This window comes from Streptomyces sp. Pv4-95, assembly GCF_045782725.1.
Classification (GTDB): Bacteria; Actinomycetota; Actinomycetes; order Streptomycetales; family Streptomycetaceae; genus Streptomyces.
Genome location: NZ_CP127172.1, coordinates 6,615,785 through 6,639,162 on the forward strand (window position 1 = coordinate 6,615,785; position 23,378 = coordinate 6,639,162).

Genomic DNA, 23,378 nt, shown 5'->3' on the forward strand with positions numbered 1-23,378 from the left:
GCCGCCGCCCCTGGCTCCGCCGGGGCCACGGCCGCTTCGTCCGGGCTCGTCTTCACTGTTTTCGCTGGTGTCGCGTCACTCTGCACGAGCCGCACTCTCACGCTAGGTGTACGGGGCAGTCAATAGGCGAAATGCCCTGTCTCGGGTGCTGAGACGGTGCGGGGGCCGTGACGCCGGATCGCCGCCCTGTCAGTGGTAGCGCAGATACTGCTGACGCACCGTCCGGAAGCGCCGCAGCGGCCCCTGCCAGGCGGCGACGACCTCGTCCGTGTCCGCGCCCGCGTCGATCATCGTCCGCACGGCCGACGAGCCGGTCAGCCGGTCGATCCCGTTGTCCGGCCGCCAGGCGAAGCCGCTCCAGACCCGCTTGGCGGTCACCAGCAGGGCGATGCCGGTCCGCACCGGATCGAAGACCTCGCGGTCGTGGACGTGCAGTTGTACGCCGCCGATCGTCTTGCCCTCGAACTTGGAGAACGTCGGCGCGAAGTACGCCTCCCGGAAGTGCACGCCCGGCAACCGCAGTTCGCCCGCCGCCGCGGCCCACCGCCGGTCGATGCCGTCCGCGCCGAGCAGCTCGAAGGGCCGGGTGGTGCCGCGCCCCTCGGAGAGGTTGGTGCCCTCGAACATGCAGGTGCCCGCATAGACGAGCGCGGTGTCTGCGGTGGGCATGTTGGGGCTCGGCGGGACCCACGGCAGCCCGGTCGTGTCGAAGAAGTCCCCGCGCCGCCACCCGGTCATCAGGACCGTCTCCAGCTGCACCGGCCGTCCGGCGGCCTTGGGTACGAACTCGCCGTTGAACAGCAGCGCCAGCTCCGCCACCGTCATTCCGTGCGACTGCGCGATCGGCTCCCGGCCGACGAACGAGGCGTACGCCTTCTCCAGCACCGGGCCGGTGGCGGACCGGCCGGTCACCGGGTTGGGCCGGTCGAGCACCACGAACCGCTTGCCGGCGAGCACGGCCGCCACCATGCAGTCGTACAGCGTCCAGATGTAGGTGTAGAAGCGGGCGCCGGCGTCCTGGATGTCGAAGACGACGGTGTCCACGCCGGAGGCGGTGAAGATGTCGGCGAGTGCCTTGCCGCTCTTGTTGTACGTGTCGTAGACCGGCAGCCCGGTCGCCGGGTCGTCGTAGCGGCCCTCCGAGCCTCCCGCCTGGGCCGTGCCCCGGAAGCCGTGCTCGGGGCCGAAGACGGCGGTCAGCCGCACCCGTTCGTCCGCGTGCATCACATCGACGATGTGCCGCACGTCCGGGGTGACCCCGGTGGGGTTGGTGACGATGCCGACCCGGCGGCCTTCCAGCAGACGGTAGCCGTCCGCGGTCAGCCGGTCGAAGCCGGTGCGTACCGTGCGGCCGGCGGGGGCGGCGCGGCCGCCGGGCACCCGCGCCGTCGCGTGGGCCGGGCCCGCGGCCGCGGCGACCGTGGCGCCCGCCGCGCCGGTCGCCGCGAGATGCCCGAGCAGAACGCGTCTCGACAGAGCCATGCGCACACCTCCGTGATCGGGTACGTGTCGTGCGCACGCTAACGCGGTCGGGGCCGCGACGGAACGCACCCGGCCGTCACGGAGCCGGGGCTCTTCCGTTCGGACATACCGACTGGTTAGTCTGCCTCGGCAGGCGAGTGGACGTGACCGAGGGAGAAGCAGCGTGGAAGCCGTACGGGACAAGGCCGTTGTCGTGACCGGGGCCGGCGGGGGGATCGGCGCCGCACTGGCCCGCCGGTTCGCCGCCGAGGGTGCCCGCGTCGTGGTCAACGACCTGGACGTGGCCAAGGCCGAGAAGACGGCCGAGGAGATCGGCGCCCTCGCGGTCCCCGGCGACGCCTCCACCGTCGTCCCGGCAGCCCGCGACGCCCTCGGCGGGGCCATCGACATCTTCTGCGCCAACGCGGGCGTCGCCCCGGCGGGCGGCCCCGAGGCCGCCGAGGACGTCTGGCTCCAGGCGTGGGACGTCAATGTCATGGCTCATGTCCGGGCCGCCCGCGACCTCGTGCCCCACTGGCTGGAGCGCGGCAGCGGCCGCTTCATCTCCACCGTCTCCGCGGCCGGACTGCTGACCATGGTCGGCTCCGCCCCGTACAGCGTCACCAAGCACGGCGCCTACGCCTTCGCCGAGTGGCTGTCGGCCACCTACCGCCACCGCGGCATCGACGTGCACGCCATCTGCCCCCAGGGCGTGCGCACCGACATGCTGGCCGTCACCGGAGCCGCAGGCGACCTCGTCCTCACCCCCGGCGCCATCGAGCCGCCCGCCGTCGCCGACGCGCTGTGCACCGCGATCGAGGAGGGCCGCTTCCTGGTCTTGCCCCACCCCGAGGTGGCCGGCTACTACGCCTCCCGCGCCGCCGACCCCGACCGCTGGCTCGGTGCCATGAACCACCTCCAGCAGAAGCTGGAGAAGGCCGAGGGCCGGGACGCGTAACCGCACCACCCGGGGGTGGCGAGCCGGACGGGACCGGCCACGTCACCCCCGCCCGCACTCCAGGTGTCCCCGCAGGGATGATCAGGCGATCAGGAAGAAAGGGCCGCACCCCGATGACCTCCTACCAGGACAAGCCGTGGCTGGCGCAGCTCACCGACGCTCAGCGCGCGCCCGTCCAGCCGCCCCCCTCGACACTGCACGCCTTCCGGAACGCGGTCCGCGGCGCCCCCGACCGCACCGCGCTCGCCTACTTCGACGGCCGGCTGTCCTACGCCGAGACCGACGCGCTCTCCGACGGCATCGCCGCCCACCTCGCCGAGCGAGGCTTCTCCCGCGGTGACCGGGCCGCGGTCATGCTGCAGAACTCCCCGCATTTCGTGCTCGCGCTGCTCGGCGTCTGGAAGGCCGGGGGTGTGGCGGTGCCCGTCAACCCGATGTACAAGTCCGGCGAGATGCAGCACATCCTGAACGACGCCGAGGTCACCGCCGTCATCTGCGCCGACCGCACCTGGGACGGCTTCCTGCGGGACACCGCCGCCGGGGCCCCGTCCGTGACGATCGCGCTGACCGCCTGCGAGCTGGAGCTGCAGACCCGCGACGACGCACGGGTGCTCCGCGGGGAGCGCCTCGGACCGCGCGAGGGCGCCGACGACCTGCTCACGGTCGCGCGCACCGCCGGCCGGATACGCGCCGTACCCACCGACCCGGACCTCACCGCCGACGACATAGCGCTGATCAGCTACACCTCGGGCACCAGCGGAGCCCCCAAGGGCGCGACCAACACCCACGGCAACATCAGCCACAACGCCGAGCGGCAGCGCACCGGCCTCGGCCTGCCCGACGGCGCCACCTACTTCGCGCTCGCCCCGCTCTTCCACATCACCGGCATGGTGTGCGAGCTCTCCGCGTGCATCGCCAACGCCGGCACCCTCGCACTGGCCTACCGCTTCGAGGCGGGCGTCGTCCTGGACGCCTTCCTGGAGCACCGCCCCGCCTACACGGTCGGCCCCTCCACCGCCTACATGGCGCTGATGGCCCACCCCGACGTCAGCCGGGACCACTTCGCGTCGTTCCTGACGATGTCCTCGGGCGGTGCGCCGCTGCCGCCCGCGCTCGTCGAGAAGTTCCGGGCCGGCTTCGGCCCCTACCTCCACAACGGCTACGGCCTGACCGAGTGCACCGCCCCCTGCGCCAGCGTCCCGCCGGGCAGGGAAGCGCCGGTGGACAAGGTCTCCGGCACCCTGGCGGTCGGCGTGCCCAGCCCCGACGCGGTCGTCCGCATCATCGACGAGAACGGCGCCGACCTGCCGTTCGGTGAGCAGGGCGAGATAGCGGTGCGCGGCCCGCAGGTCGTACCCGGCTACTGGCGGCGCCCCGAGGCCACCGCGGACGGTCTCCCGGACGGCGAGCTGCGCACCGGCGACATCGGCTTCATGGACTCCGACGGCTGGCTGTACGTCGTCGACCGCAAGAAGGACATGATCAACGCGTCCGGCTTCAAGGTGTGGCCGCGCGAGGTCGAGGACGTCCTGTACACCCACCCGGCGGTGCGCGAGGCGGCCGTGGTCGGCGTGCCCGACGCCTACCGCGGCGAGTCGGTGAAGGCGTATGTCAGCCTGCGGCCGGGGAACACCCCCGAACCCGGCGAACTGGCCGCGTACTGCAAGGAACGGCTGGCGGCGTACAAATATCCGCGGGAGGTGGAGATCCTGCCGGAGCTTCCCAAGACCACGAGTGGCAAGATCCTCCGACGGGAGTTGCGCCACCGCGCATGACCCCGGGCACCCGGCGGGCGCCCGGCCCGGCAACGGGCCGTGCCCCGCCCGGCCCGGGCCCACCGGCACCACAGGCGCATCAGCACGAAGGACAGGTGAGGGCGATGGCCGGCACGAAGGACGGCAACGGCAACGGCAGCACGAAGCCCGTGGCCCAGCGGCTGCTGGCCACCGCCACCAAGCTCTTCGCGGAGCAGGGCTACGACCGCACCTCGGTCCAGGAGATCGTCGACGCGGCGGGCGTCACCAAGGGAGCCCTCTACCACTACTTCGGTTCCAAGGACGATCTGCTGCACGAGGTCTACGGCCGGGTGCTGCGGCTCCAGCAGGAGCGGCTGGACCACTTCGCCGACGCCGACGCGCCGGTCGAGCAGCGGCTGCGGGACGCGGCCGCCGATGTCGTCGTCACCACCATCGACAACCTCGACGACACCAAGATCTTCTTCCGCTCGATGCACCACCTCGGACCGGAGAAGGACAAGCAGGTCCGCGCGGAGCGGCGGCGCTACCACGAGCGGTTCCGGGCGCTGATCGAGGAGGGCCAGCGATCCGGCGTGTTCACCACGGACATCCCGGCCGACCTCGTCGTCGACTACCACTTCGGCTCGGTGCACCACCTCGGCACGTGGTACCGCGAGCGCGGCCCGCTGACGCCCCAGCAGGTCGCCGACCACCTTGCCGACCTGCTGCTGCGCGCGCTGCGTCCGTAACGCACGCAACCACGGAGGGGCCCCGCGGCCGAACAGCCGCGGGGCCCCTCCGTCGTCGACGCTAGAGGTACTTCTTCAGCTCGCGGCGGGCCAGCGACCGCTGGTGCACCTCGTCGGGGCCGTCCGCCAGCCGCAGCGTGCGGGCCGCCGCCCACAGCTCCGCCAGCGGGAAGTCCTGGCTGACGCCGCCGGCGCCGTACAGCTGCACCGCCTGGTCCAGGATCCCGACGACCGTGCGCGGGGTGGCGATCTTGATGGACTGGATCTCGGTGTGCGCGCCCTTGTTGCCGACGGTGTCCATCAGCCAGGCGGTCTTCAGCACCAGCAGCCGCAACTGCTCCACCGCCACCCGCGCGTCCGCGATCCACTCCTGGACCACGCCCTGCTGGGCCAGCGGCTTGCCGAAGGCCGAACGGGCCACCGCGCGGCGGCACATCAGCTCGATGGCCCGCTCGGCCATGCCGATCAGCCGCATGCAGTGGTGGATCCGGCCGGGGCCGAGCCGGGCCTGGGCGATGGCGAAGCCGCCGCCCTCCTCGCCGATCAGGTTGGCCGCCGGCACCCGCACGTCGTGGAAGACCACCTCGGCGTGGCCGCCGTGGTAGTGGTCCTCGTAGCCGTAGACCTGCATGGCGCGCTTGACCTCGAGCCCCGGCGTGTCGCGCGGCACCAGGATCATCGACTGCTGACGGCGGATGTCCTCGCCGCCGGGGTCCGTCTTGCCCATCACGATGAAGACCTGGCACAGCGGGTTCATCGCCCCGGAGATGTACCACTTGCGCCCGTTGATGACGTACTCGTCACCCACCCGCTCGATCCGCGTCTCGATGTTCGTCGCGTCCGAGGACGCCACCTCGGGCTCGGTCATCGCGAACGCCGAGCGGATCTCGCCCGCGAGCAGCGGCTCCAGCCACTGCTTCTGCTGGGCCTCGGAGCCGAACTGCGCCAGCACCTCCATGTTGCCGGTGTCCGGCGCCGCGCAGTTCAGCGCGGTGGGGGCGAGCTGCGGGCTGCGGCCGGTGATCTCCGCGAGCGGCGCGTACTGCAGGTTGGTCAGTCCCGCGCCGTGCGCCGCGTCCGGCAGGAAGAGGTTCCACAGGCCCTGCCGGCGCGCCTCCGCCTTGAGCTCCTCCACGATCGCCGGGGTGTCCCACGGCGAGGCGAGCTGCGCCCGCTGCTCCTCGACGATCTCCTCGGCCGGCAGTACGTGCTCGTCCATGAAGGCCAGCAGCTTCTCCCGCAGCTCTTCCGTACGGGCGTCGAATGCGAAGTCCATGGGTGCCTCAGCCTTCCTTCAGGGCGGACAGGGTGGAACGGCCGTGCTCGATGAAGACCGGCACGACCTCGCCGATCCGGTCGAAGCCGGCGCCCAGGGTCTGGCCGAGCGTGTAGCGGTAGTGGATGCCTTCGAGGATCACCGCGAGCTTGAAGTACGCGAACGCGGTGTACCAGGCGACCTGCGAGACATCGCGGCCCGAGCGGGTCGCGTAACGCTCGATCAGTTCGGCCGGTTCGGGGTGTCCGGGGGCGCTGCGGGTCGTGGTGATCGGGGAGTCCGGGGTGTCCTCCTGCTCGCTGTACATCACCAGCAGCCCGAGGTCGGCGAGCGGATCGCCCAGCGTGGACATCTCCCAGTCCAGTACCGCGGTGATCCGGTCGTCGGCGCCGACCAGGACGTTGTCCAGGCGGTAGTCCCCGTGGATCACGGTCGGCGCGGGGGAGTCCGGCAGCGCCGCGGCCAACTCGCCGTGGAGCGCGTCGATGCCCGGCAGCTCACGGTTCCTCGACGCCGCAAGCTGTTTGCCCCAGCGCCGCAGCTGGCGCTCCAGGAAGCCGTCGGGCCGGCCGAAGTCCGCGAGGCCGACCGCCTCGGGGTCCACCGCGTGCAGCGCGACGAGGGTGTCGACGAGGGAGAGCACCACTCCCCGGGTGCGCTCCGCTCCCAGCGGCCGCAGCTGGTCGGCGGTGCGGTACGGCGTGCCCTCGACCAGCTCCATCACGTAGAAGGGCGCCCCGATGACCGACTCGTCCTCGCACAGCAGCAGCGCCTCGGGTACCGGCACCGGCGTCTCGTGCAGCGCGCTGATCACGCGGTGCTCGCGCCGCATGTCGTGCGCGGTGGCCAGCACATGGCCGAGCGGCGGCCGCCGGACGACCCAGGAGGACGTGCCGTCGGTGACGCGGTAGGTGAGGTTGGACCGTCCGCCCTCGATCAGCTGCGCGCGCAACGGTCCGCCGGTCAGGCCGGGCCGTTCCCGTTCCAGGTGCTCGCGCAATCGCGCCAGGTCCAGGCCGGGGGGTACCTCCCGGGCCGCGGCCTGAGGGGGAGGGGTGCCCTTGCTCATCGTGCTCCTCCGTACGGAGTGGACAGTCACTCGGTCAACGCCTCGATCATGCCGACTAGTCGGTATGGCGTCCAGTGCGCGGACGTGGGGCGTCGGTCACGCGACGGCGGCCGGACGCAGCACCGGCCGCCGACCGGCTGCCGCGCAGCCGCCGTGACCAGGCCGGATCGCGCGGAGGCAGGCCGCCGCCGGCGCTTGCCTCAGGCGTGGCACGCCATCGGAATCCCGCCGTTCATGACCGTCATGTCCCCGAACCCGGCGACCGGATCCAGCGGGGAGCCGGGTGCCGCGCCCGACAGCTCCGCGTACGCCCGATGCAGATTCGCCACCAGCCGCTCGCTCTCGGCCAGCTCGGCGAACGGGCCGAGGTCGGTCTCCCGGGCCACCTCCAGAGGAGTCCGGCCGGCCGCGTGCCCGTCGACCGCCAGCCGCTGGACGAAGCGCAGGTAGCGCTCGATGTCGTCGTACACCTCCGGGCCGGTCACCGGGCCGTGCCCGGGGACGACGGTGACGGCGTCCAGCGAGCGCAGCACCTCGATCGCGCGCAGCGAGCCGGTCAGGGATCCCATGAACACGAACGGGGTGCCGCCGTGGAAGACGAGGTCGCCGGTGAAGACGATCCGGTGGCCGGGCAGCCAGACGATGGTGTCGCCGGGGGTGTGCGCGACGCCCGGGTGGATCAGCTGCACCTCGGTTTCGCCGATGTGCAGGCTGAGCGTGTCGGTGTAGGTGACGGTCGGCGGGGTGAGGCGGATGTCGCCGTAGGCCACCTGCGGCCACATCGCGTGCAGCTGGTGTCCGGCGGCCAGCAGTTCGCGGCGGCAGTCGGCGTGCCCGATGATCGTCGCCTCGGGTGTGAAGACGGCGTTGCCGTAGGTGTGGTCGCCGTGGTGATGGGTGTTGACCACGGTGCGGGGTGTCGCGGCGCCGCTCTCGGCGATCCGGTGGCGCAGCAGGCGTGCCCGGCGTTCGGTGGCGGCGGTGTCCACCACCAGGGTGGCGCCCCCGTCGGTGACGAACCCCGCGTTGTTCAGGCACCAGCCGCCGTCCGGCTGGATGAACGCGCTGACCCCGGCGGCCAGTTCGACGAGATACGGCTCCGGTACGGCCTGCTCCGCGACGGCTGCCGCGCCGGCCGGCGGCTCGGCGGCGGTCACCTCGGCGGCGGGTCCCGGGACGGTGCGGGGACCGGTGGCGGTCGGTGCGGTGTGGCTCATGCGGATGTCGCCCCTCAGCTGATGGATCCTCACCCCGCTCTGCCGGGGCGAGTGTTGTGCCTGCTCCGGCGGTGTGCGGGGTCGCGACACGGTACCGCCGGGGCCCGATCCGCCGGTGCACCGGGCACCTCACCGCGCGACGGGCGCGCTCAGGGCAGCAGGATCGTCGCGCCACCCACCGCGAGCGCCAGGGTGCAGCCGACCAGCAGCAGCGCGGTCCGCGGGGGCATGCCGGGCGGCCGGCCGCCGGCCATCGCCTGCATCCTGCGGTGTGCGACGGAGACGAAGACGATCCACACCAGCCCCATCAGCACCACCAGGACCGCCTCCACGGCACCCGGGGCGTCGCTCTGGATCAGTTGCCTGCCGGCCAGCAGCGCCACGGCCGTGCAGGACAGCGTCGTACGTCGCCAGGCCAGCCTGGTCCGTTCGGGCTGCAGACCGGGGTCCCGGTCGGGCTCCGGCTGCCGTGCCCCCGCGCCCCGCGCCCGCCCGTCACCCATCGGCTAGCGGGTCCGGCCCAGCAGCACGAGCACGACCATCGCCGCCGCGAGCACCCCGACGCCCAGCGCAAGCAGCGAGGGGAAACGGGACGTCGGCAGATCCTCACCGCGTCGCATCGCCCGCTCGCACCGCACCCAGTGGTTGACCGCGCGGAGCGCACAGAGCGCCCCGCCCGCCAGCAGCGCGACGGTGAACGTCACCCGCAGCGCCTCGTGCAGCCGGGGCAGGAACTGATCCACCGCGAATCCGCCGCCGACCAGTGCCAGACCGGTGCGCAGCCAGGCGAGGAAGGTGCGCTCGTTGGCGAGCGAGAAGCGGTAGTCGGGTGTCGAGCCCTCCTCGCGGACCCGCCCGGGGGAGAGCCAGAGCCGCACGGCCGTCGCCGTCGCCCGCAGCCCGTCGGTGAGGATCATGCCCAGAACCCTACCCACCGGTTGGCTTGTCCGCCGGTGCCATCAGCGGGCCCCGCCGGCCCGGTGGGCGAGCAGCTGACGCCAGGCCGCCAGACCGTCCGGCGTCCACGGCCACTCGTCGAGCCGCCCGGCGAGCTCGTCCTCGGTCACGAAGGCATGCCAGTCGATCTCCGACTCCTGCGGGGCGACCGGCAGCGTGCAGCGCACCTCGTACACCGCGGACCACCAGGTGTGCTCGGGCGTCTCGTACAGGAAGGTGAAGAGATGCTCCGGCTGCGGCAGGCCCTGGACGCCCAGTTCCTCCTCCGCCTCGCGCAGCGCCGCCTCGTCGTAGGTCTCCCCGGTGCCGACCACGCCTCCGACGAACATGTCGTAGTGCGAGGGGAAGACGAGCTTCTGCGGTGTGCGCCGGTGCACGAAGATCCGGCCCTCGGTGTCCCGGGCGAGGACGAACGCGCAGCGGGTGCGCAGCCTGCGGGCGTACGCCTCACCCCGTGGGGCCTGTCCCACGACCTGATCGTTCTCGTCGACGACGTCGAGGATCTCGTCCGCGTTGAGCGGCTGCTGATCGGTCATGGGGCCATGCAATCACCCCCGGCGGTGGCCGGTTCCGCCGGGGATGCGGGGCCCGCGGGCACTGCCCTGCGGGCGAGTGCTCACTGCCCCATGACGTACTTCACCGTCGGCCCGGTGGTCCAGCCGCCGTCCACGGCCAGCTCGGCGCCGGTGACGTAGGAGGCGGCGTCGGACAGCAGGAAGACCACGGCCCCGGCGATCTCGTGTGCCTCGCCGACCCGGCCCATCGGGGTGTTGGGGTACCTGCCCTCGCCCCGCTCGATGCCGACCTCGGCGGTCATCGGCGTATAGGTCATACCGGGGTGGACGGAGTTCACGCGGATCCGCGCCGTGCCCAGCTCCACCGCACCGATCTTGGTCAGGCCGCGCACGCCCCACTTCGACGCGCCGTAGCCGCCGGTCAGCGCCAGCCCCATCAGGCCGGCCGCCGAGGAGATGTTCACGATCGAGCCCGCGCCGCGCTCCCGCATGGCGGGGATGACGGTCTTCATCCCGATGAAGACGCCGGTGAGGTTCACGTCCAGAACCTTGCGGAAGAAGTCGACGGAGACCGACTCCAAGGGCGCCCCGGTGGATATCCCGGCGTTGTTGACCAGGCCGTCGATTCCGCCGAACTCCGCCACGCAGAACTCCCCCACCCGCTGCCAGTCCTCCTCGGACGTGACGTCATGGGGGAGGAAGCGGGCCCGCTCGCCGAGGCGGGCCGCCGTCGCCGCGCCCTCTTCCCGGAGCACATCGGTGAGCACGACCCGGGCGCCGGCCGCAACGGCCTGCTCGGCGGCGGCCGCACCCAGTCCGCGCGCACCGCCGGTGATGATGACGGTCTTGCCGGCCAGGTCCGCGGCGGGGGCAGCGGCGGGGGCGGGGGTGGCGTCGGTCATGAAGCGCTCCTTGAAGACGGGGTCGGAGAGGACGGGGTCGGGCCAGGGGCGGCGGCGAGCAGGAACGCCTCCGTGGTCCCGGTGAGGTCGGCGAGGAAAAGGTCCTCGCCGGTGAGGGGCGTGGCACCGTCGAGGTGGTGCCGCGCGCGGTCGGCCATCGCCGCGCCGATGAGGGTCAGCGCGAGGTCCAGCCGCTCCAGCCGCAGCGCCTCGGGCAGCCCGGCCGCGACGAGGGCGTCCTCGACGCGGCAGATCAGCCGCCAGTAGGCGGTGCCGGCCAGCGTGGGGTGCGGAATCCGGGTGCGTACCCCGCTCTCGTGGCTGAGCTGGGCGGAGATCCGCAGACAGCGCCGCCCGCGGTCGTCGCGCAGCTCGGTCGCCTCCGCGGTGACCAGCGCGCCGATCAGCTCCCCGAGCGAGGGCTCGCCCGTCATCGCGGCCAGCAACGGCTCCAGCGCGGCTTCGGTACGGGCCAGCCGGCCGGCCATCACGGCGTCCAGCAGACCGGCCCGAGAGCCGAAGTGGTACTGCACGGCCGAGGGGTTGCTCTGCCCCGCCCGCCGCACGATGTCGCGGGTCTGGGCGCCGTCCACCCCTTGCGCCGCGAAGATCTCCTCGGCGGCACGGAGCAGCTTCTCCCGGGTCTCGGGTCCTGACGTTCTGGCCATGAACGCACTCTAATGCTGGGCATTATTAAAAAGCGAGCCGCTGGAGACGAAGAGAACGGAGAGGGGCCGCGATGCCCGGCGGGCACGGGGAAGTGAGGGCTTGGCGCCGCGGCAGCCGTCCAGCCGGGGCCCGGCGGCCCGCCGGGACCAGCCGAGCCGCCGGTCCCATCCCGCAATCGCCCTCAGCGCGGCCCCATTCCCGCGAGCCCTCGGCGTACCCGGACGGCTCGTTGCTACCGCCGGGTCGGTAGTTGGGCCTCGGCAGGAGCACCGCACGGGCCACCCGGGCCCGCCTGAGGGCTCGCCCCGCCGGGCAGCTGTCGGCGGCCGGTGCCACGGCCATCCCCGCGCGCCTTCGGCCGCGCGCCCGTACGCCTGGGCGCCACCGCCCGGCGGCAGGTCTCCCGGGCAGGCGGCGTCGGCACCCTGCCGGGCGGGCGGCCGCCTGCGTCGGCGCGGCTCCCACTCCAGCGAGCCCTCGATCGCGCGCCGGTACACCTCGGTGCCACCATCGGCGGGCAGTGTCAGGCGGCCGGCTCCCGCCCAGGCGGCCCCGCCGCGCGCCGGGCCCGCCGACCATCGGCCCGTCGGCTCCGGCTGTCCCGCACCGCCCGTCCCGCACCCGCGTTCAGCGCGGCTGCAGCTCCCGTGAGTCCTCGGCGCGGCCGGCGCCCGGCGGCATCGCGGGGTGGCTGCCGATCAGGACGATGCCCGTGACGACGGCCGCTATCCCGATCCCTTCCCAGGCCAGTGCCCCGGGAGTGACCTCCAGCCGGTCGCCCAGGAACCCGACCCCGCAGGCGATGCCGGCCAGCGGCTGGGCGGCGGTCAGCGCGGGCAGCGACATCCGCAGCGGCGCCGTCTCGAAGGCGCTCTGCACCAGCACCAGCGCCAGCACCCCGAGCACCACGATCGCGTAAGGCTGCCAGGAGGTGAGCAACGCGCTCCAACCCCCCTCGCCGAACCGCTCCCCGCTCATCCTGGTGAGCGCGTCCTGGAGGCCGTAGAGCAGCCCGGCCGCGACGCCCAGCAGCGCCGCCTCCACACTTATCCGCGCCCGCTTGGCCAACGCCGCGAGCAGCAGGGCGGTGCCCAGCACCATGCCCATGATCAGCCAGTGCCACATCGATTCGCTCTCGCTGCTCCCGCCGCGTGGCCGGCCCGCCACGATGAAGGCCGTCACCCCGCCCGCCAGCAGCCACAGCCCCGCCCAGCCGCTGCGCCCCAGCCGCTGCTTGGTCAGCCGCCTGGCCAGGGCCATCGCGAACAGCAGATTGGTCGCCAACAGCGGCTCCACGAGGGTGATGTCGCCCATCCCCAGCGCCACCGCGCCCAGCGACATCCCGATCACCATCAGGCCGATGCCCGCCAGCCAGCGCGGCATCCGCACCAGGTCGAGCAGCAGTCGCAGGGAGAGGAAGTCCTTCATCGGGGCGTGCTGCGCCGCGGCTTGCTGGAAGACGAATCCCAGTCCCAGACAGCAAGCCGCACCAAGGGCGAGCAGTATCACCGTCACGTCGCACACCTCGTATCGCGCGGGGCGGGGGATGCGCCTGAGGATAGTCATCCGCCGGCGTCGGTGGAGTGGCCCTGGTCACCCACCATTCTCCCGCTCACCCGTGCGTACCACCCGGTAACAGCTGTTGACGGCCGTGGCCGGTGCACTGAAGATCGTGTGCACCACGGCGGCCAGGTCGTCCGGCGTGTCCGGTGAGGAGAGCTGAGATGGCGTACGACGCTGATGTGATCGTGATCGGGGCGGGGCTCGCGGGGCTGGCCGCCACGGCGGAACTGGTGGACGCCGGGCGCAAGGTCATCCTCCTGGACCAGGAGCCCGAACAGTCCCTCGGCGGTCAGGCCCACTGGTCCTTCGGCGGCCTCTTCCTGGTGGACACGCCCGAGCAGCGCCGGCTGCGGATCCGCGACAGCCACGAACTGGCCTGGCAGGACTGGCTGGGCACGGCCGGTTTCGACCGCCCGGAGGACCACTGGCCGCGCCAATGGGCGCAGGCGTACGTCGACTTCGCGGCGGGGGAGAAGCGCTCCTGGCTGCACCGCCAGGGCCTGCGCATCTTCCCCGTCGTCGGCTGGGCCGAACGGGGCGGTTACGGAGCCATCGGGCACGGCAACTCCGTCCCCCGCTTCCACATCACCTGGGGCACCGGCCCCGGCATCGTGGCACCGTTCGAACGCCGGGTACGCGCCGGTGCGGCGCGCGGCCTGGTGGATCTGCGCTTCCGTCACCGCGTCACCGGCCTGTCGCGCAGCGCGGGCAGCCTGGACACGGTCAGCGGCGAGATCCTGGAGCCCTCCGACGCCGAACGGGGTACGCCCAGCAGCCGCGAGGTGACCGGCTCCTTCGAGCTCCGGGCGCAGGCCGTGATCGTCACCTCCGGCGGCATCGGCGGCAATCACGACCTGGTCCGCGCCAACTGGCCCGAACGGCTGGGGAAGCCCCCGCGGCAGATGCTCTCGGGGGTGCCCGCGCATGTGGACGGCAAGATGCTCGGCATCACCGAGGCGGCCGGTGGCCGGATCATCAACCGGGACCGGATGTGGCACTACACCGAGGGCATCGAAAACTGGAACCCGATCTGGCCGAAGCACGGCATCCGGATCCTGTCCGGGCCCTCCCCGCTCTGGCTGGACGCCCGGGGCAAGCGCCTGCCCGTGCCGCTGTTCCCCGGCTTCGACACGCTCGGCACGCTGGAGCACATCATGCGGACCGGCCATGACCACACCTGGTTCGTGCTCACCCAGAAGATCATCGAGAAGGAGTTCACCCTCTCCGGCTCCGAACAGAACCCGGACCTGACCGGGAAGAGCATCCGGGACGTCCTGGGGCGGGCCAGGGCCGGCGCGCCGGGACCGGTGCAGGCGTTCATGGACCACGGCGCGGACTTCATCGTCGAGCGGTCGCCGTCCGACCTGGTGCGGCGGATGAACGAGCTCACCGGGGAGCCGCTGATCGACGAGGCCGCGCTGCGCGGCGAGATGGTGGCGCGGGACCGGGAGATCGCCCACCCCTTCACCAAGGATCTCCAGGTGACGGCGATGCGCGGCGCCCGCAAGTTCCTCGGCGACCGCCTCATCCGCACGGCCGCCCCGCACCGCCTGCTCGACCCCAAGGCCGGGCCGCTGATCGCCGTCCGGCTGCACATCCTGACCCGAAAGACGCTCGGCGGCCTGGAGACCGACCTCTCCTCGCGCGTACTGGCCGAGGAGGGGTCCCCCGTCCCGGGCCTGTACGCGGCGGGCGAGGCGGCGGGCTTCGGCGGCGGCGGCGTCCACGGCTACCGCTCGCTGGAGGGCACCTTCCTCGGCGGCTGCCTCTTCTCCGGCCGTACGGCGGGTCGCGCCGCGGCCAAGGCGGTCTCCTGACGGGGAGGGGGCGGGCCGGCCCGGCGCCGGCCCGCTACGCCGCCGAGGAGCTCTGCACGATCTTGGCGTGCGACTCGGCGGAGGCCAGGCCCAGCAAGGGGATGATCGGGGGGTGGGCGAGGGTCGGGATCACCGTCTGGAAGAAGACCGTGAGCCAGTGCTGAAGGGGCGAGGGGCCGCGCCCCGCCGAGAAGGCGTCCGACATCAGCTCGATGCCGGCGAACGACCCCACGATCATCTCGGCGACATCGCGACGCGCGGTCGTGCTCGCCATCGTGGGCAGGAGTTCACCCCGGTCGTGGGCCACCGTCAGCAACTCCTCGACGTACTCCGTCCACATGAGCATCGGCTGTGCACGGTCCAACTGGTTGGCGCCCTGCTCCAGGGTGAGACGTGCGGCCGCGCGCTGCACCACGTCCGTCTGCAGCCGGTCCACGAGGGTGTAGCCCGCCGTCATCAGTTCCCGCAGCTTGACCGCGTCCGGCTCGACCCTGATCTCCTGGACGTGCTCGGTGAGGAGGGTGTCGGCGAGCGCCTGCTTGTCCGTGAAGTGGAAGTACAACGCGCCCTTGGTGACGTTCGCTTCTCTCAGGATGTCGGCGATTCTGGCCTTGTCGTAGCCGTTCTCGGCAAAGACCCTGGCAGCGGCTTCGAGTATCACTCGCCTGGTTGCCATCGCGCGTTCCTGCTGAACCACAGGGCGCCTCCCGTCCGTCGAGGAATGTCGGGTGAGCAACTCGCTGCTCACGTCATTTGGCAGACCACCAGTCGTCTTCGGCCGAGCCCGGAAACAGCAGAACGTACCTGGTGGTGCGCAGCGTAGCCGTGCCGGCCGCCTCATGAGAGGCGGGGCCGAGGGGCTCGCCACGGGGTGGACCGGCCCACGCGGCGGTCGTCCGGGTGTCGCGTCGGCCGGGGTGGCCGGGACGGGCCGGGATGACCGGAATAAATGGCCGGTGTGTCCCTGGTGGTGACAGCCCCGACCTGATCGTGACGCCCAAGGAGCGACGCTCTACCGTTGCCAGCGCGGTCGCCCGGACACCCTGCGTGCTCACGGAAGTGGTTCCCGAGACATGGACGGAACCACCAGGGGTGTCATGGACACCGCAGGTGCCGCGCGGGGGCGTTCCCTGCGGCGGGCCCTGCGCACCGCCGCTCCACCGTTCCCACCCGACACTTCAGGCAGAGGAGTTACCCGCATGTCCCGATCGGTTCTGGTGACCGGAGGCAACCGAGGCATCGGCCGGGCTGTCGCCGAGACGTTCCGCGACGAGGGCGACCGGGTCGCCATCACCTATCGCACGGAGGACCCGGGGATACCGGGCGTGCTCGCGGTGCGCTGCGACGTCACCGACAGCGAACAGGTCGATGCGGCATTCGACGAGGTCGAGGCCCGGCACGGCGCGGTCGAGGTGCTCGTCGCCAACGCGGGCGTCACCGCCGACAACCTGCTCGCCGACATGTCGGACGAGCAGTTCCGGCACGTCTACGAGACCAATGTGGCGGGCACCTTCTACGTCGCCCGGCGCGCCGGCACCGCGCCGATGCCGGACGGCGGCCGCATCATCGCGATCTCGTCCGCCATCGCCCCCTACGGCGCCTACGGCCAGGCCAACTACGCGTCCTCCAAGGCCGGACAGATCGGGCTGGTCAAGTCGCTGATGCGCGAGCTGGCTCCGCGAGGCATCACGGTGAACGCCGTCCTCCCGGGTCCCGTGCAGACCGACATGTACGACGAGCTCTCGCCGGAGGCCAAGGCCGGGCATCTGCGCAGCATCCCGCTGGGCCGCTGCGGTCAGCCCGAGGAGATCGCCGGCGTCGTGGCCTTCCTCGCCTCGTCCAAGGCCGCGTTCATCAACGGCGTGGCGCTGCCCGTCGACGGTGGGGCGCTCGGCCACCTGATCTGATGCGCCGTCGGCGGTCGCACGGCTGAAGGGCGGCGGGTCCCTGCCGGAAGGGGGACCCGCCGCCTGCGCGGCGCCCGGCCCCCGGGGAGCCGCCAGGCCGGTCACCGGCACCGCTGGTGCGCACCTGGCACCGCCGATGACGAAAGTCTGACGCCGCGGCCCGGGCACTGGACCGGAGGGCCGCACGGTGTTCGAATCCAAGAGTGACAAGGGACGCGATTCCGGCCCGCCCGGGGGACGGCGACGGCGAGGACGGGCGCGGTACACCCGTCGGCCGCCGTGTCGTGCTCGGCATGCTCGGGGCGGGGGCCGCGGGCGTCGCCGCGGCCCCGTTCCTCCAGCGTGCGTACGACAGCACCCTCGGCGCCGCCGCCCAGAAGGACCCCACCGGCCTGACCGGCCTGCTGCCGGCAGGCGGCGGATTCCGCTACTACTCGGTCACCGGCTCGGTCCCGCACAAGGACGAAAGGACCTACCGGCTCACGCTCGACGGCCTGGTCCGCCGGCGCGTCACCTACCGCCTCGACGACCTGCGCCGGCTCCCGCAGACCAGGCTCGTCCGCGACGTGCAGTGCGTCACCGGCTGGCGGGTGCCCGGCACCCCCTTCGAAGGCGTGCGCCTGGCCGACCTCCTCGACGACGCGGGCGTCCGCCCCGAGGCCAAGGCCGTCCGGTTCACCTGCTTCGACGGTGCCTACAGCGAGTCCCTCACCCTCGAACAGGCCCGCCGCGGCGACGTCCTGGTGGCCCTGCGGATGCAGGACAAGCCGATCGGCCACGCACACGGCGGACCGGTGCGTCTCTACGTCGCGCCCATGTACTTCTACAAATCCGCGAAGTGGCTCTCCACGATCACCGTCACCGAGCGCGTGGAGCCCGGCTACTGGGAGGAGCGTGGATATGACGTCGACGCCTGGGTCGGCAGGTCGAACGGACGCGACGATGCCCCGACCACCTGAGCGCACAGCGGCCGGCCGCGTCGCCCGCTTCACGCCCGCCGAACACCGGGTGCACCGCGCCACCGCCACCCTGATGGCGCTCTGCGTCCTGACCGCGGGCTGCCTCTACCTGCCCTTCCTCGCCGAACTCGTCGGCCGGCGCGCCCTCATGGTCACCGTCCACGAGTGGTCGGGCATCCTGCTGCCGGTGCCCCTCCTCCTCGGCCTCGCCTCGCGGGCCCTGCGCGCGGACCTCACCCGGCTCAACCGCTACGGCCCCCACGACCGCCACTGGCTGCGCGCGTCCCTCCGCCGCCGGCACCGCGCCGGCGCCCGCACCGCCGGAAAGTTCAACGCCGGCCAGAAGGTCTACGCCGCCTGGATCGCCGGTGCCGTCCTGGTCATGATGTGCACCGGCCTGCTGATGTGGTTCACCCACCTCGCCCCGCTGGTGTGGCGGACCGGCGCCACCTTCGTCCATGACTGGCTCGCCCTCGCCGTGGTGATCGTGATCGCCGGCCACGTCTGGAGGGCGCTCGGCGACCCCGAGTCCCGCCGCGGCATGCGCACCGGCTACGTCGACGCGGACTGGGCCCGGCGCGAGCACCCTCTCTGGGATCACGAGAAGGAGCGCCGGAGCGACCGCACCGCAAGCCGGCGGAGCGACCGCGGGACCGGCGGGACCGACGGCCGGGGAGGCGACGGCTCAGGCGGTGCCCATCAGGCCGGGCGTTTCTAGGCCGAGCGTTCCCGGATCGAGAACATCTTGCAGAGAAACCTCTGCAAAGGAGTCTCTGCATCTTCTACTCTGTCGGCATGACGGAGTCTCCCGAGCCACCCCGGACACCTGCCGCCGCGCGCCCCGTCCGTCGCCTGGACGCCCGAAGCCTGCGGGGCCTGGCGCACCCCCTGCGGATGCGCATCCTCGAACTGCTGACCCTCGACGGCCCGGACACCGCCACCGGCCTCAGTCGCCGCGTCGGCGAGAACACCGGCACGGTGAGCTGGCATCTGCGCCACCTGGCCGACCACGGATTCATCGAGGAGGAGGCGGGTCGCGGCACCAAGCGGCAGCGCTGGTGGCGGGCGGTCGCGGCCTCCCGCCAGCTGAACACGACGGAATTCCGCGACGATCCGGATGCCCGCGGCCCGCTCTCCGTCTACGTGAACGAGCTCGTCCAGCAGCACTTCCACCGGGTCGCCGGCTACCTCGCCGAGGACTGGGAGACCGACTGGCGGAACGCCGGCACCATCGCCCAATGGCACGACCTGCGCCTGACCGCCGGCCAACTCGAAGCGCTCAACGACGAGGTGACGGCCGTCATCGACCGCTACCGGCAGGCCGCGGCCGCCACCGGCGAGCCGGTGGACGAAGCGGATCGCGCCCGTACGCGCGCTTCCGGGGAGCCGGAAACCCGGCCCGTCATCGTCCAACTCCAGTCCTTTCCCCGTAAGGAACGCGCGGAGCGCACCGCGGCTCCGGAGCAGCCGGACGCGCGGGACGGCGACGAGCAACCGCGGCGCCCGCGCGGAGACGGCCGATGAGCGGACTGCTGCGCCGCGACCGGGACTTCCGGCTGCTGTGGTGCGGCGAGACCTCCGGGAAGTTCGGCGCGGCGGTCACCAATGTGGCGATGCCGTTGGTCGCCGTCTCCACCCTGCACGCCGACACCTTCGCGGTCGGCCTGCTCGGCGCCTGCGGCTGGCTCCCCTGGCTGCTGATAGGGCTGCCGGTGGGCGTCTGGGTGGATCGCACACGCCGCCGGCCGCTGATGCTGTCCGCCGCGGCGCTGTCCCTGGCGCTGTTCGCGGCCGTGCCGGTTCTCGCTTGGCTCGGCGGTCTCGGGCTCGGCCTGCTGATCGTCGTCGCGCTGCTGGCCGGGTCCGCCGCGGTGGTGTTCCAGACCGCCTACAGCGCCTACCTCCCCACCCTCCTCCCACCGGCCGATCAGGCCGAGGGCAACGCCGCACTGCACGGCAGCGCGTCGGCGGCGCAGATCGCGGGGCAGGGCGCGGGCGGCCTGCTCGTCCAACTGGCGGGCGCAGTCAGCGGATTGGCCGCCCAGGCCGCGACCTTCCTGGTCTCGCTGCTGTGCCTGCTCGGCATCCGCCACCGCGAACCACGGCCGACGGGGCGGGCCGGCGCGCCCCGCGCACTGACCGCGGAGGTCGCCGAGGGGCTGCGGCTGGTCGCGGGCGACAAGTGGTTCCGTACGCTCACCCTCTTCGGCGCCTCGTCCAACCTCGCGCTCATGGGCTACCAGTCCCTCCTGGTCGTCTTCCTGGTCCGCGAGGTCGGACTGTCGCCGGGAGTGGTCGGCGGCCTGCTGGCGCTGGCCGGTACGGGCGGTATCGCCGGTGCCTTCGCCGCCCGTCGGCTGGCCCACCGCCTGGGCACCGCCCGCGCCATGCTGCTGTGCGAACTGGTCCTGCCCACCGGGGCATTGCTGATCCCCCTCACCGGCCAGGGCCCCGGCGCACTGCTCTTCGTCGCGGGCAGCTTCTGTGTCTCCGCGGGCGTCGTCGCCGGCAACGTCGTCAAGGCGGGCTTCCAGCAGCGCTACTGCCCGCCGGCCCTGCTCGGCCGCCTCGTCGCCAGCACCTCCTTCCTCAACTACGGGACGCTGCCGCTGGGTGCCCTTCTCGGCGGCGCGCTCGGCGGGGCGCTGGGGCCCCGCCCCGCGATGTGGATCTTGACCGCCGGTGTGCCGCTGGCCGCCCTGATCCTGCTGTTCTCACCGGTGCGCACGGTCCGGGACCTGCCGCTCGCCCGCCCGGAGGCCGGCCGGAAGCCCGATACGCCCGGCCGCGACGGGACGCTGCCCCTGCCGGGGCGATGAGGGCATCCCTCCGGGCGCCGGTGCGCACGCCCCTCCGACGGCAGGCCCTCACAGGAGCACGCCACCATCCGCTCCGGGAGCTTCACGCCACGGGCGGTTCCGCTGCCGGGAGTTCGACCTCGAAGCGGCAGCCCGCACCGGCGTTGCGGACCGTCGTACGCCCCTGGTGGGCTTCCACGATGCCGCGGACGATCGCGAGCCCGAGGCCGGCGCCGCTCTTGCCGTCCGCGCGGGGCGTCCGGGCCGGGCCGCCGCGCCAGCCGGTGTCGAAGACCCGCTCCAGGTCGCCCGGCGGGATGCCGCCGCAGCCGTCCTCGACGGCGAGGACGACCCGGCCCGCCTCGTGCCGCGCGCTGACCGCGACGGTGCCGTCGGCCGGCGTCGCGCGGATGGCGTTGACCAGCAGATTGCCCAGTACGCGAGTGATCTGCTGGGCGTCCACCCGCACCGGCAGCGGCACCACCCCGCCGTCCACCAGCCGCACCCCGCTCACCCGGGCCAGCGGCCGGGCCCCCGCGAGCGCGTCGTCCACCAGGTCGTACACCGACACCCGCGACAGGGTCAGCGCCAGCGCCCCGGCCTGGATGCGGGAGAGTTCGAAGAGGTCGTCGACCATCGCCGCGAGCCGGTCCACCTCCACCCGCATCCGGGAGTGGTAGCGGGCGGTGTCCTCGGCGACGCCGTCCTCCAGTGCCTCGGCCATCGCCCGCAGCCCGGCGAGGGGGGTGCGCAGATCGTGCGAGATCCCGGCGATCAGGTCGCGGCGGGAGGCATCCAGCGCCCGCTCCCGCTCGCGTGCCTCGGCGAGCCGCCCGCTGGTCTCCTCCAACGCGGCGGACAGCGCGGCCAGTTCCGCGGTCGGCGGCACGGCGGGCGCCACGAACCCGCCCTCGCTGCCGACCGTACGGGCCGACCGCGCCAGCTCCCGGCTGCCCGTGGCGATCCGCCGCCCGAACAGCAGGGCGGCGGCCAGCGAGACCACCCCGGAGACACCGACCACCGCCATCACCACGCCCAGGTCGTGCCCGGACAGGAACATCGCCTGCGCGACCGCGACGGTGCCCGCCGCCATCGAGGCCACCGCCAGAGCGGCCACCGCGAACAGGGAGACGGCGACGGAGCGGCGCCGCAGCACCCGTACCGCGGGTGCGGCGAGCAGGCCCACGAGCACCGCGCCGAGCGCCGCCAGGCCCACGATGACCAGGAAGTCCGTCATGACGGAGAGCCGCCTTCCGCGGGGTCGAAGCGGTAGCCGGCGCCCCACACCGTCGTCACCAGGCGCGGCGCCGCCGGATCGTCCTCGACCTTCTCGCGCAGCCGTCGCACGTGCACCGTCACCGTCGACAGGTCACCGAACTCCCACCCCCACACCCGGTGCAGCAGCGCCTCCCGGGAGAAGACCTGTCCGGGGTGCCGCATGAAGAAGACCAGCAGGTCGAACTCGCGGGCCGTGAGTGACAGTTCACGGCCGTGCCGGTCGGCCCGCCGGCCGCCCGGATCCGCGCGCAGATCACCGCACCGCAGGACCGGGGCGGGGGCCGCGGGCGGCGGCGCCGACTCGGCCCGCCGCAGCACCGAACCGATGCGCAACACCAGCTCCCGAGGGCTGAACGGCTTGGTCACGTAGTCGTCCGCCCCCAGCTCCAGGCCGAGGATGCGGTCGGCCTCCTCGCCCCGCGCCGTCAGCATCACCACCGGAACGGCGGGGCCCTCGTCGGCACGGCGCAGCCGCCGGCACACCTCCAGGCCGTCGATGCCCGGCAGCATCAGGTCGAGGACGACGAGATGGGGGCGGAAGGCCGCGGCACGGTCGAGGGCGGCGAAGCCGTCGGCCGCGTGCTCGGTGGTGTAGCCCGCACGGGAGAGGTAGCCGGTGACGACCTCGGCGACGGTCGGATCGTCCTCGACGACCAGGACGCGGCGCGGCGGCCCGTGCGACGGGGTCCGCTGGGACGGAGGGGGTTCGGGAGGCGTGGCTCGGTGCACGGGGTCAGCGTGCCATTCCCGGCGCGGAGCCGTGCGAGGAGCCGGTGCCTGCGGGGGCGTACGGGGCGGCTTCCCCAGGGCGACCGGTCTTCTCGGCACCGGCGGACGCCGGATACCGGCGCGCCCGGGGCCGTCCCAGGTCGCCCGCCGCCTCGGCCGGCCGACTGTCCAGGTGGTGCGTCATGCTTCCAGCAAACACCAGCGGGCGCCGCGGCGGGCGGCACGGACTCCCGCCGTAAGACTCCGGTAATCGCATGGTGCCGGGGCGCGCTCCACCCCGGCCCCGGATCAGCTCTCCAGACCCTCCCGCACCCGCCGTGACACCGTGATCGCGTAGAGGTCGAGCACACCCGGCGGTTCCGCGAGACCGGGACCGCCCGCGCGGATCCAGTCGGCGATGTCCGCGAGCGCGTCGTCGTCGTTGACCAGGCCAAGCCAGACGGGGCGCCCGCCCGCGGCCCGGCCCGCAGGCGACGGCTGGACCACGACGACGTTCGCCTGGTCGCAGACGTCCAGGCACTCGGAGGCCCGTACCGGAGCAGCGCCGTCGAGCGCCGCGCGCAGCCTGGGGATCTGGCCGGCGTGGTCGACGCCCGGGATCTTGGACGCGTCGCCGCAGCAGCAGCCGCGGCAGACGGTGACCCGGCACGGGGACGCGGTGGCCGCACGGCCGGAACGCTTGGAGCTCATCCGACCCATGCTACGTGCGGCGATCCGGCGGCCCGCCCCGCGCCCCCGGCCCCGCGACACCCGCACCGGCCTCCCGGCCCGGCCGCCTCGAACGAATGCCCCAACCCGCGGTGCGGCGCAGGTTTTTG

General features: G+C 73.0%; 24 protein-coding genes. 9 read left to right on the forward strand and 15 right to left on the reverse strand.

Annotated elements, in window-relative coordinates; translation table 11 throughout:
- Nucleotides 1-189: 189 nt before the first annotated feature.
- Nucleotides 190-1,482: an exo-beta-N-acetylmuramidase NamZ domain-containing protein gene (locus QOM21_RS28925; RefSeq protein ID WP_407553924.1), complete on the reverse strand. Its 1,293-nt coding sequence runs from the start codon at nt 1,480-1,482 to the stop codon at nt 190-192.
- A gap of 163 nt (nt 1,483-1,645) precedes the next feature.
- On the opposite strand from QOM21_RS28925, the gene QOM21_RS28930 reads away from it, so the two are divergent.
- The 3 genes from QOM21_RS28930 to QOM21_RS28940 all read left to right on the forward strand — a co-directional run bounded on the left by QOM21_RS28930 (nt 1,646) and on the right by QOM21_RS28940 (nt 4,904).
- Nucleotides 1,646-2,419, forward strand: coding sequence for an SDR family oxidoreductase (locus tag QOM21_RS28930; protein WP_407553926.1), 774 nt, complete (start codon nt 1,646-1,648; stop codon nt 2,417-2,419).
- A gap of 113 nt (nt 2,420-2,532) precedes the next feature.
- Nucleotides 2,533-4,194: a class I adenylate-forming enzyme family protein gene (locus QOM21_RS28935; protein WP_407553928.1), complete on the forward strand. Its 1,662-nt coding sequence runs from the start codon at nt 2,533-2,535 to the stop codon at nt 4,192-4,194.
- A gap of 104 nt (nt 4,195-4,298) precedes the next feature.
- Nucleotides 4,299-4,904, forward strand: coding sequence for a TetR/AcrR family transcriptional regulator (locus QOM21_RS28940; RefSeq protein WP_407553930.1), 606 nt, complete (start codon nt 4,299-4,301; stop codon nt 4,902-4,904).
- Between the two features lie 61 nt (nt 4,905-4,965).
- Here QOM21_RS28940 and QOM21_RS28945 read toward each other — a convergent pair whose 3' ends face one another.
- The 9 genes from QOM21_RS28945 to QOM21_RS28985 form a co-directional block, all read right to left on the reverse strand.
- Entirely contained in the window at nt 4,966-6,180 is a 1,215-nt protein-coding gene (locus tag QOM21_RS28945) for an acyl-CoA dehydrogenase family protein (protein WP_407553931.1), read from the reverse strand.
- A 7-nt stretch (nt 6,181-6,187) separates the two neighbouring features.
- On the reverse strand, nt 6,188-7,249 hold the full coding sequence (locus QOM21_RS28950; protein WP_407553932.1) for a phosphotransferase family protein: 1,062 nt from the start codon (nt 7,247-7,249) through the stop codon (nt 6,188-6,190).
- Between the two features lie 200 nt (nt 7,250-7,449).
- The gene (locus tag QOM21_RS28955) at nt 7,450-8,466 is read right to left on the reverse strand and encodes an MBL fold metallo-hydrolase (protein WP_407553934.1); all 1,017 of its coding nucleotides are present in this window, start codon (nt 8,464-8,466) and stop codon (nt 7,450-7,452) included.
- Between the two features lie 149 nt (nt 8,467-8,615).
- Nucleotides 8,616-8,969 carry a DUF202 domain-containing protein gene (locus QOM21_RS28960; protein ID WP_407553936.1) on the reverse strand — a complete coding sequence of 118 codons (354 nt, stop codon included), beginning with the start codon at nt 8,967-8,969 and terminating at the stop codon, nt 8,616-8,618.
- A gap of 3 nt (nt 8,970-8,972) precedes the next feature.
- Nucleotides 8,973-9,383 carry a YidH family protein gene (locus QOM21_RS28965; RefSeq protein WP_407553937.1) on the reverse strand — a complete coding sequence of 137 codons (411 nt, stop codon included), beginning with the start codon at nt 9,381-9,383 and terminating at the stop codon, nt 8,973-8,975.
- Between the two features lie 42 nt (nt 9,384-9,425).
- Nucleotides 9,426-9,959 carry an NUDIX hydrolase gene (locus QOM21_RS28970; RefSeq protein WP_407553938.1) on the reverse strand — a complete coding sequence of 178 codons (534 nt, stop codon included), beginning with the start codon at nt 9,957-9,959 and terminating at the stop codon, nt 9,426-9,428.
- Between the two features lie 80 nt (nt 9,960-10,039).
- The gene (locus QOM21_RS28975; protein ID WP_407553940.1) at nt 10,040-10,840 is read right to left on the reverse strand and encodes a glucose 1-dehydrogenase; all 801 of its coding nucleotides are present in this window, start codon (nt 10,838-10,840) and stop codon (nt 10,040-10,042) included.
- Complete coding sequence (locus QOM21_RS28980) at nt 10,837-11,508, reverse strand: TetR family transcriptional regulator (RefSeq protein WP_407553941.1); 672 nt, start codon at nt 11,506-11,508, stop codon at nt 10,837-10,839. Before QOM21_RS28980 ends, QOM21_RS28975 begins: the two co-directional genes overlap by 4 nt.
- Nucleotides 11,509-12,136: 628 nt before the next feature.
- Nucleotides 12,137-13,024 (reverse strand): DMT family transporter, encoded by an 888-nt coding sequence (locus QOM21_RS28985; protein WP_407553943.1) that lies wholly within the window; start codon nt 13,022-13,024, stop codon nt 12,137-12,139.
- A 209-nt stretch (nt 13,025-13,233) separates the two neighbouring features.
- Here QOM21_RS28985 and QOM21_RS28990 point away from each other — a divergent pair, with 209 nt between their 5' ends.
- The gene (locus QOM21_RS28990) at nt 13,234-14,889 is read left to right on the forward strand and encodes an FAD-binding dehydrogenase (RefSeq protein ID WP_407553944.1); all 1,656 of its coding nucleotides are present in this window, start codon (nt 13,234-13,236) and stop codon (nt 14,887-14,889) included.
- Between the two features lie 34 nt (nt 14,890-14,923).
- Here the strand turns inward: QOM21_RS28990 and QOM21_RS28995 are convergent, their stop codons facing one another.
- Complete coding sequence (locus tag QOM21_RS28995) at nt 14,924-15,565, reverse strand: ScbR family autoregulator-binding transcription factor (RefSeq protein ID WP_407553945.1); 642 nt, start codon at nt 15,563-15,565, stop codon at nt 14,924-14,926.
- Between the two features lie 523 nt (nt 15,566-16,088).
- On the opposite strand from QOM21_RS28995, the gene QOM21_RS29000 reads away from it, so the two are divergent.
- From QOM21_RS29000 to QOM21_RS29020, 5 genes are all read left to right on the forward strand, one after another.
- Nucleotides 16,089-16,796, forward strand: coding sequence for an SDR family oxidoreductase (locus QOM21_RS29000; protein ID WP_407553946.1), 708 nt, complete (start codon nt 16,089-16,091; stop codon nt 16,794-16,796).
- A gap of 203 nt (nt 16,797-16,999) precedes the next feature.
- Entirely contained in the window at nt 17,000-17,755 is a 756-nt protein-coding gene (locus QOM21_RS29005) for a molybdopterin-dependent oxidoreductase (RefSeq protein ID WP_407553948.1), read from the forward strand.
- Nucleotides 17,739-18,473 (forward strand): cytochrome b/b6 domain-containing protein, encoded by a 735-nt coding sequence (locus QOM21_RS29010; protein WP_407553950.1) that lies wholly within the window; start codon nt 17,739-17,741, stop codon nt 18,471-18,473. Before QOM21_RS29005 ends, QOM21_RS29010 begins: the two co-directional genes overlap by 17 nt.
- A 77-nt stretch (nt 18,474-18,550) precedes the next feature.
- Nucleotides 18,551-19,279, forward strand: a complete 729-nt coding sequence (locus QOM21_RS29015) for a helix-turn-helix domain-containing protein (protein WP_407553952.1) — start codon at nt 18,551-18,553, stop codon at nt 19,277-19,279.
- Complete coding sequence (locus tag QOM21_RS29020; RefSeq protein ID WP_407553954.1) at nt 19,276-20,574, forward strand: MFS transporter; 1,299 nt, start codon at nt 19,276-19,278, stop codon at nt 20,572-20,574. Before QOM21_RS29015 ends, QOM21_RS29020 begins: the two co-directional genes overlap by 4 nt.
- 82 nt (nt 20,575-20,656) lie before the next feature.
- Here the strand turns inward: QOM21_RS29020 and QOM21_RS29025 are convergent, their stop codons facing one another.
- The 4 genes from QOM21_RS29025 to QOM21_RS29040 form a co-directional block, all read right to left on the reverse strand.
- Nucleotides 20,657-21,790, reverse strand: a complete 1,134-nt coding sequence (locus QOM21_RS29025; RefSeq protein WP_407553955.1) for a sensor histidine kinase — start codon at nt 21,788-21,790, stop codon at nt 20,657-20,659.
- Complete coding sequence (locus QOM21_RS29030) at nt 21,787-22,560, reverse strand: response regulator transcription factor (RefSeq protein WP_407553956.1); 774 nt, start codon at nt 22,558-22,560, stop codon at nt 21,787-21,789. The genes QOM21_RS29025 and QOM21_RS29030 overlap by 4 nt, the downstream gene beginning before the upstream one ends.
- A gap of 4 nt (nt 22,561-22,564) precedes the next feature.
- The gene (locus QOM21_RS29035) at nt 22,565-22,744 is read right to left on the reverse strand and encodes a hypothetical protein (RefSeq protein WP_407553958.1); all 180 of its coding nucleotides are present in this window, start codon (nt 22,742-22,744) and stop codon (nt 22,565-22,567) included.
- A 104-nt stretch (nt 22,745-22,848) separates the two neighbouring features.
- Nucleotides 22,849-23,250, reverse strand: a complete 402-nt coding sequence (locus QOM21_RS29040; RefSeq protein ID WP_407553960.1) for a (2Fe-2S) ferredoxin domain-containing protein — start codon at nt 23,248-23,250, stop codon at nt 22,849-22,851.
- Nucleotides 23,251-23,378: the final 128 nt, after the last annotated feature.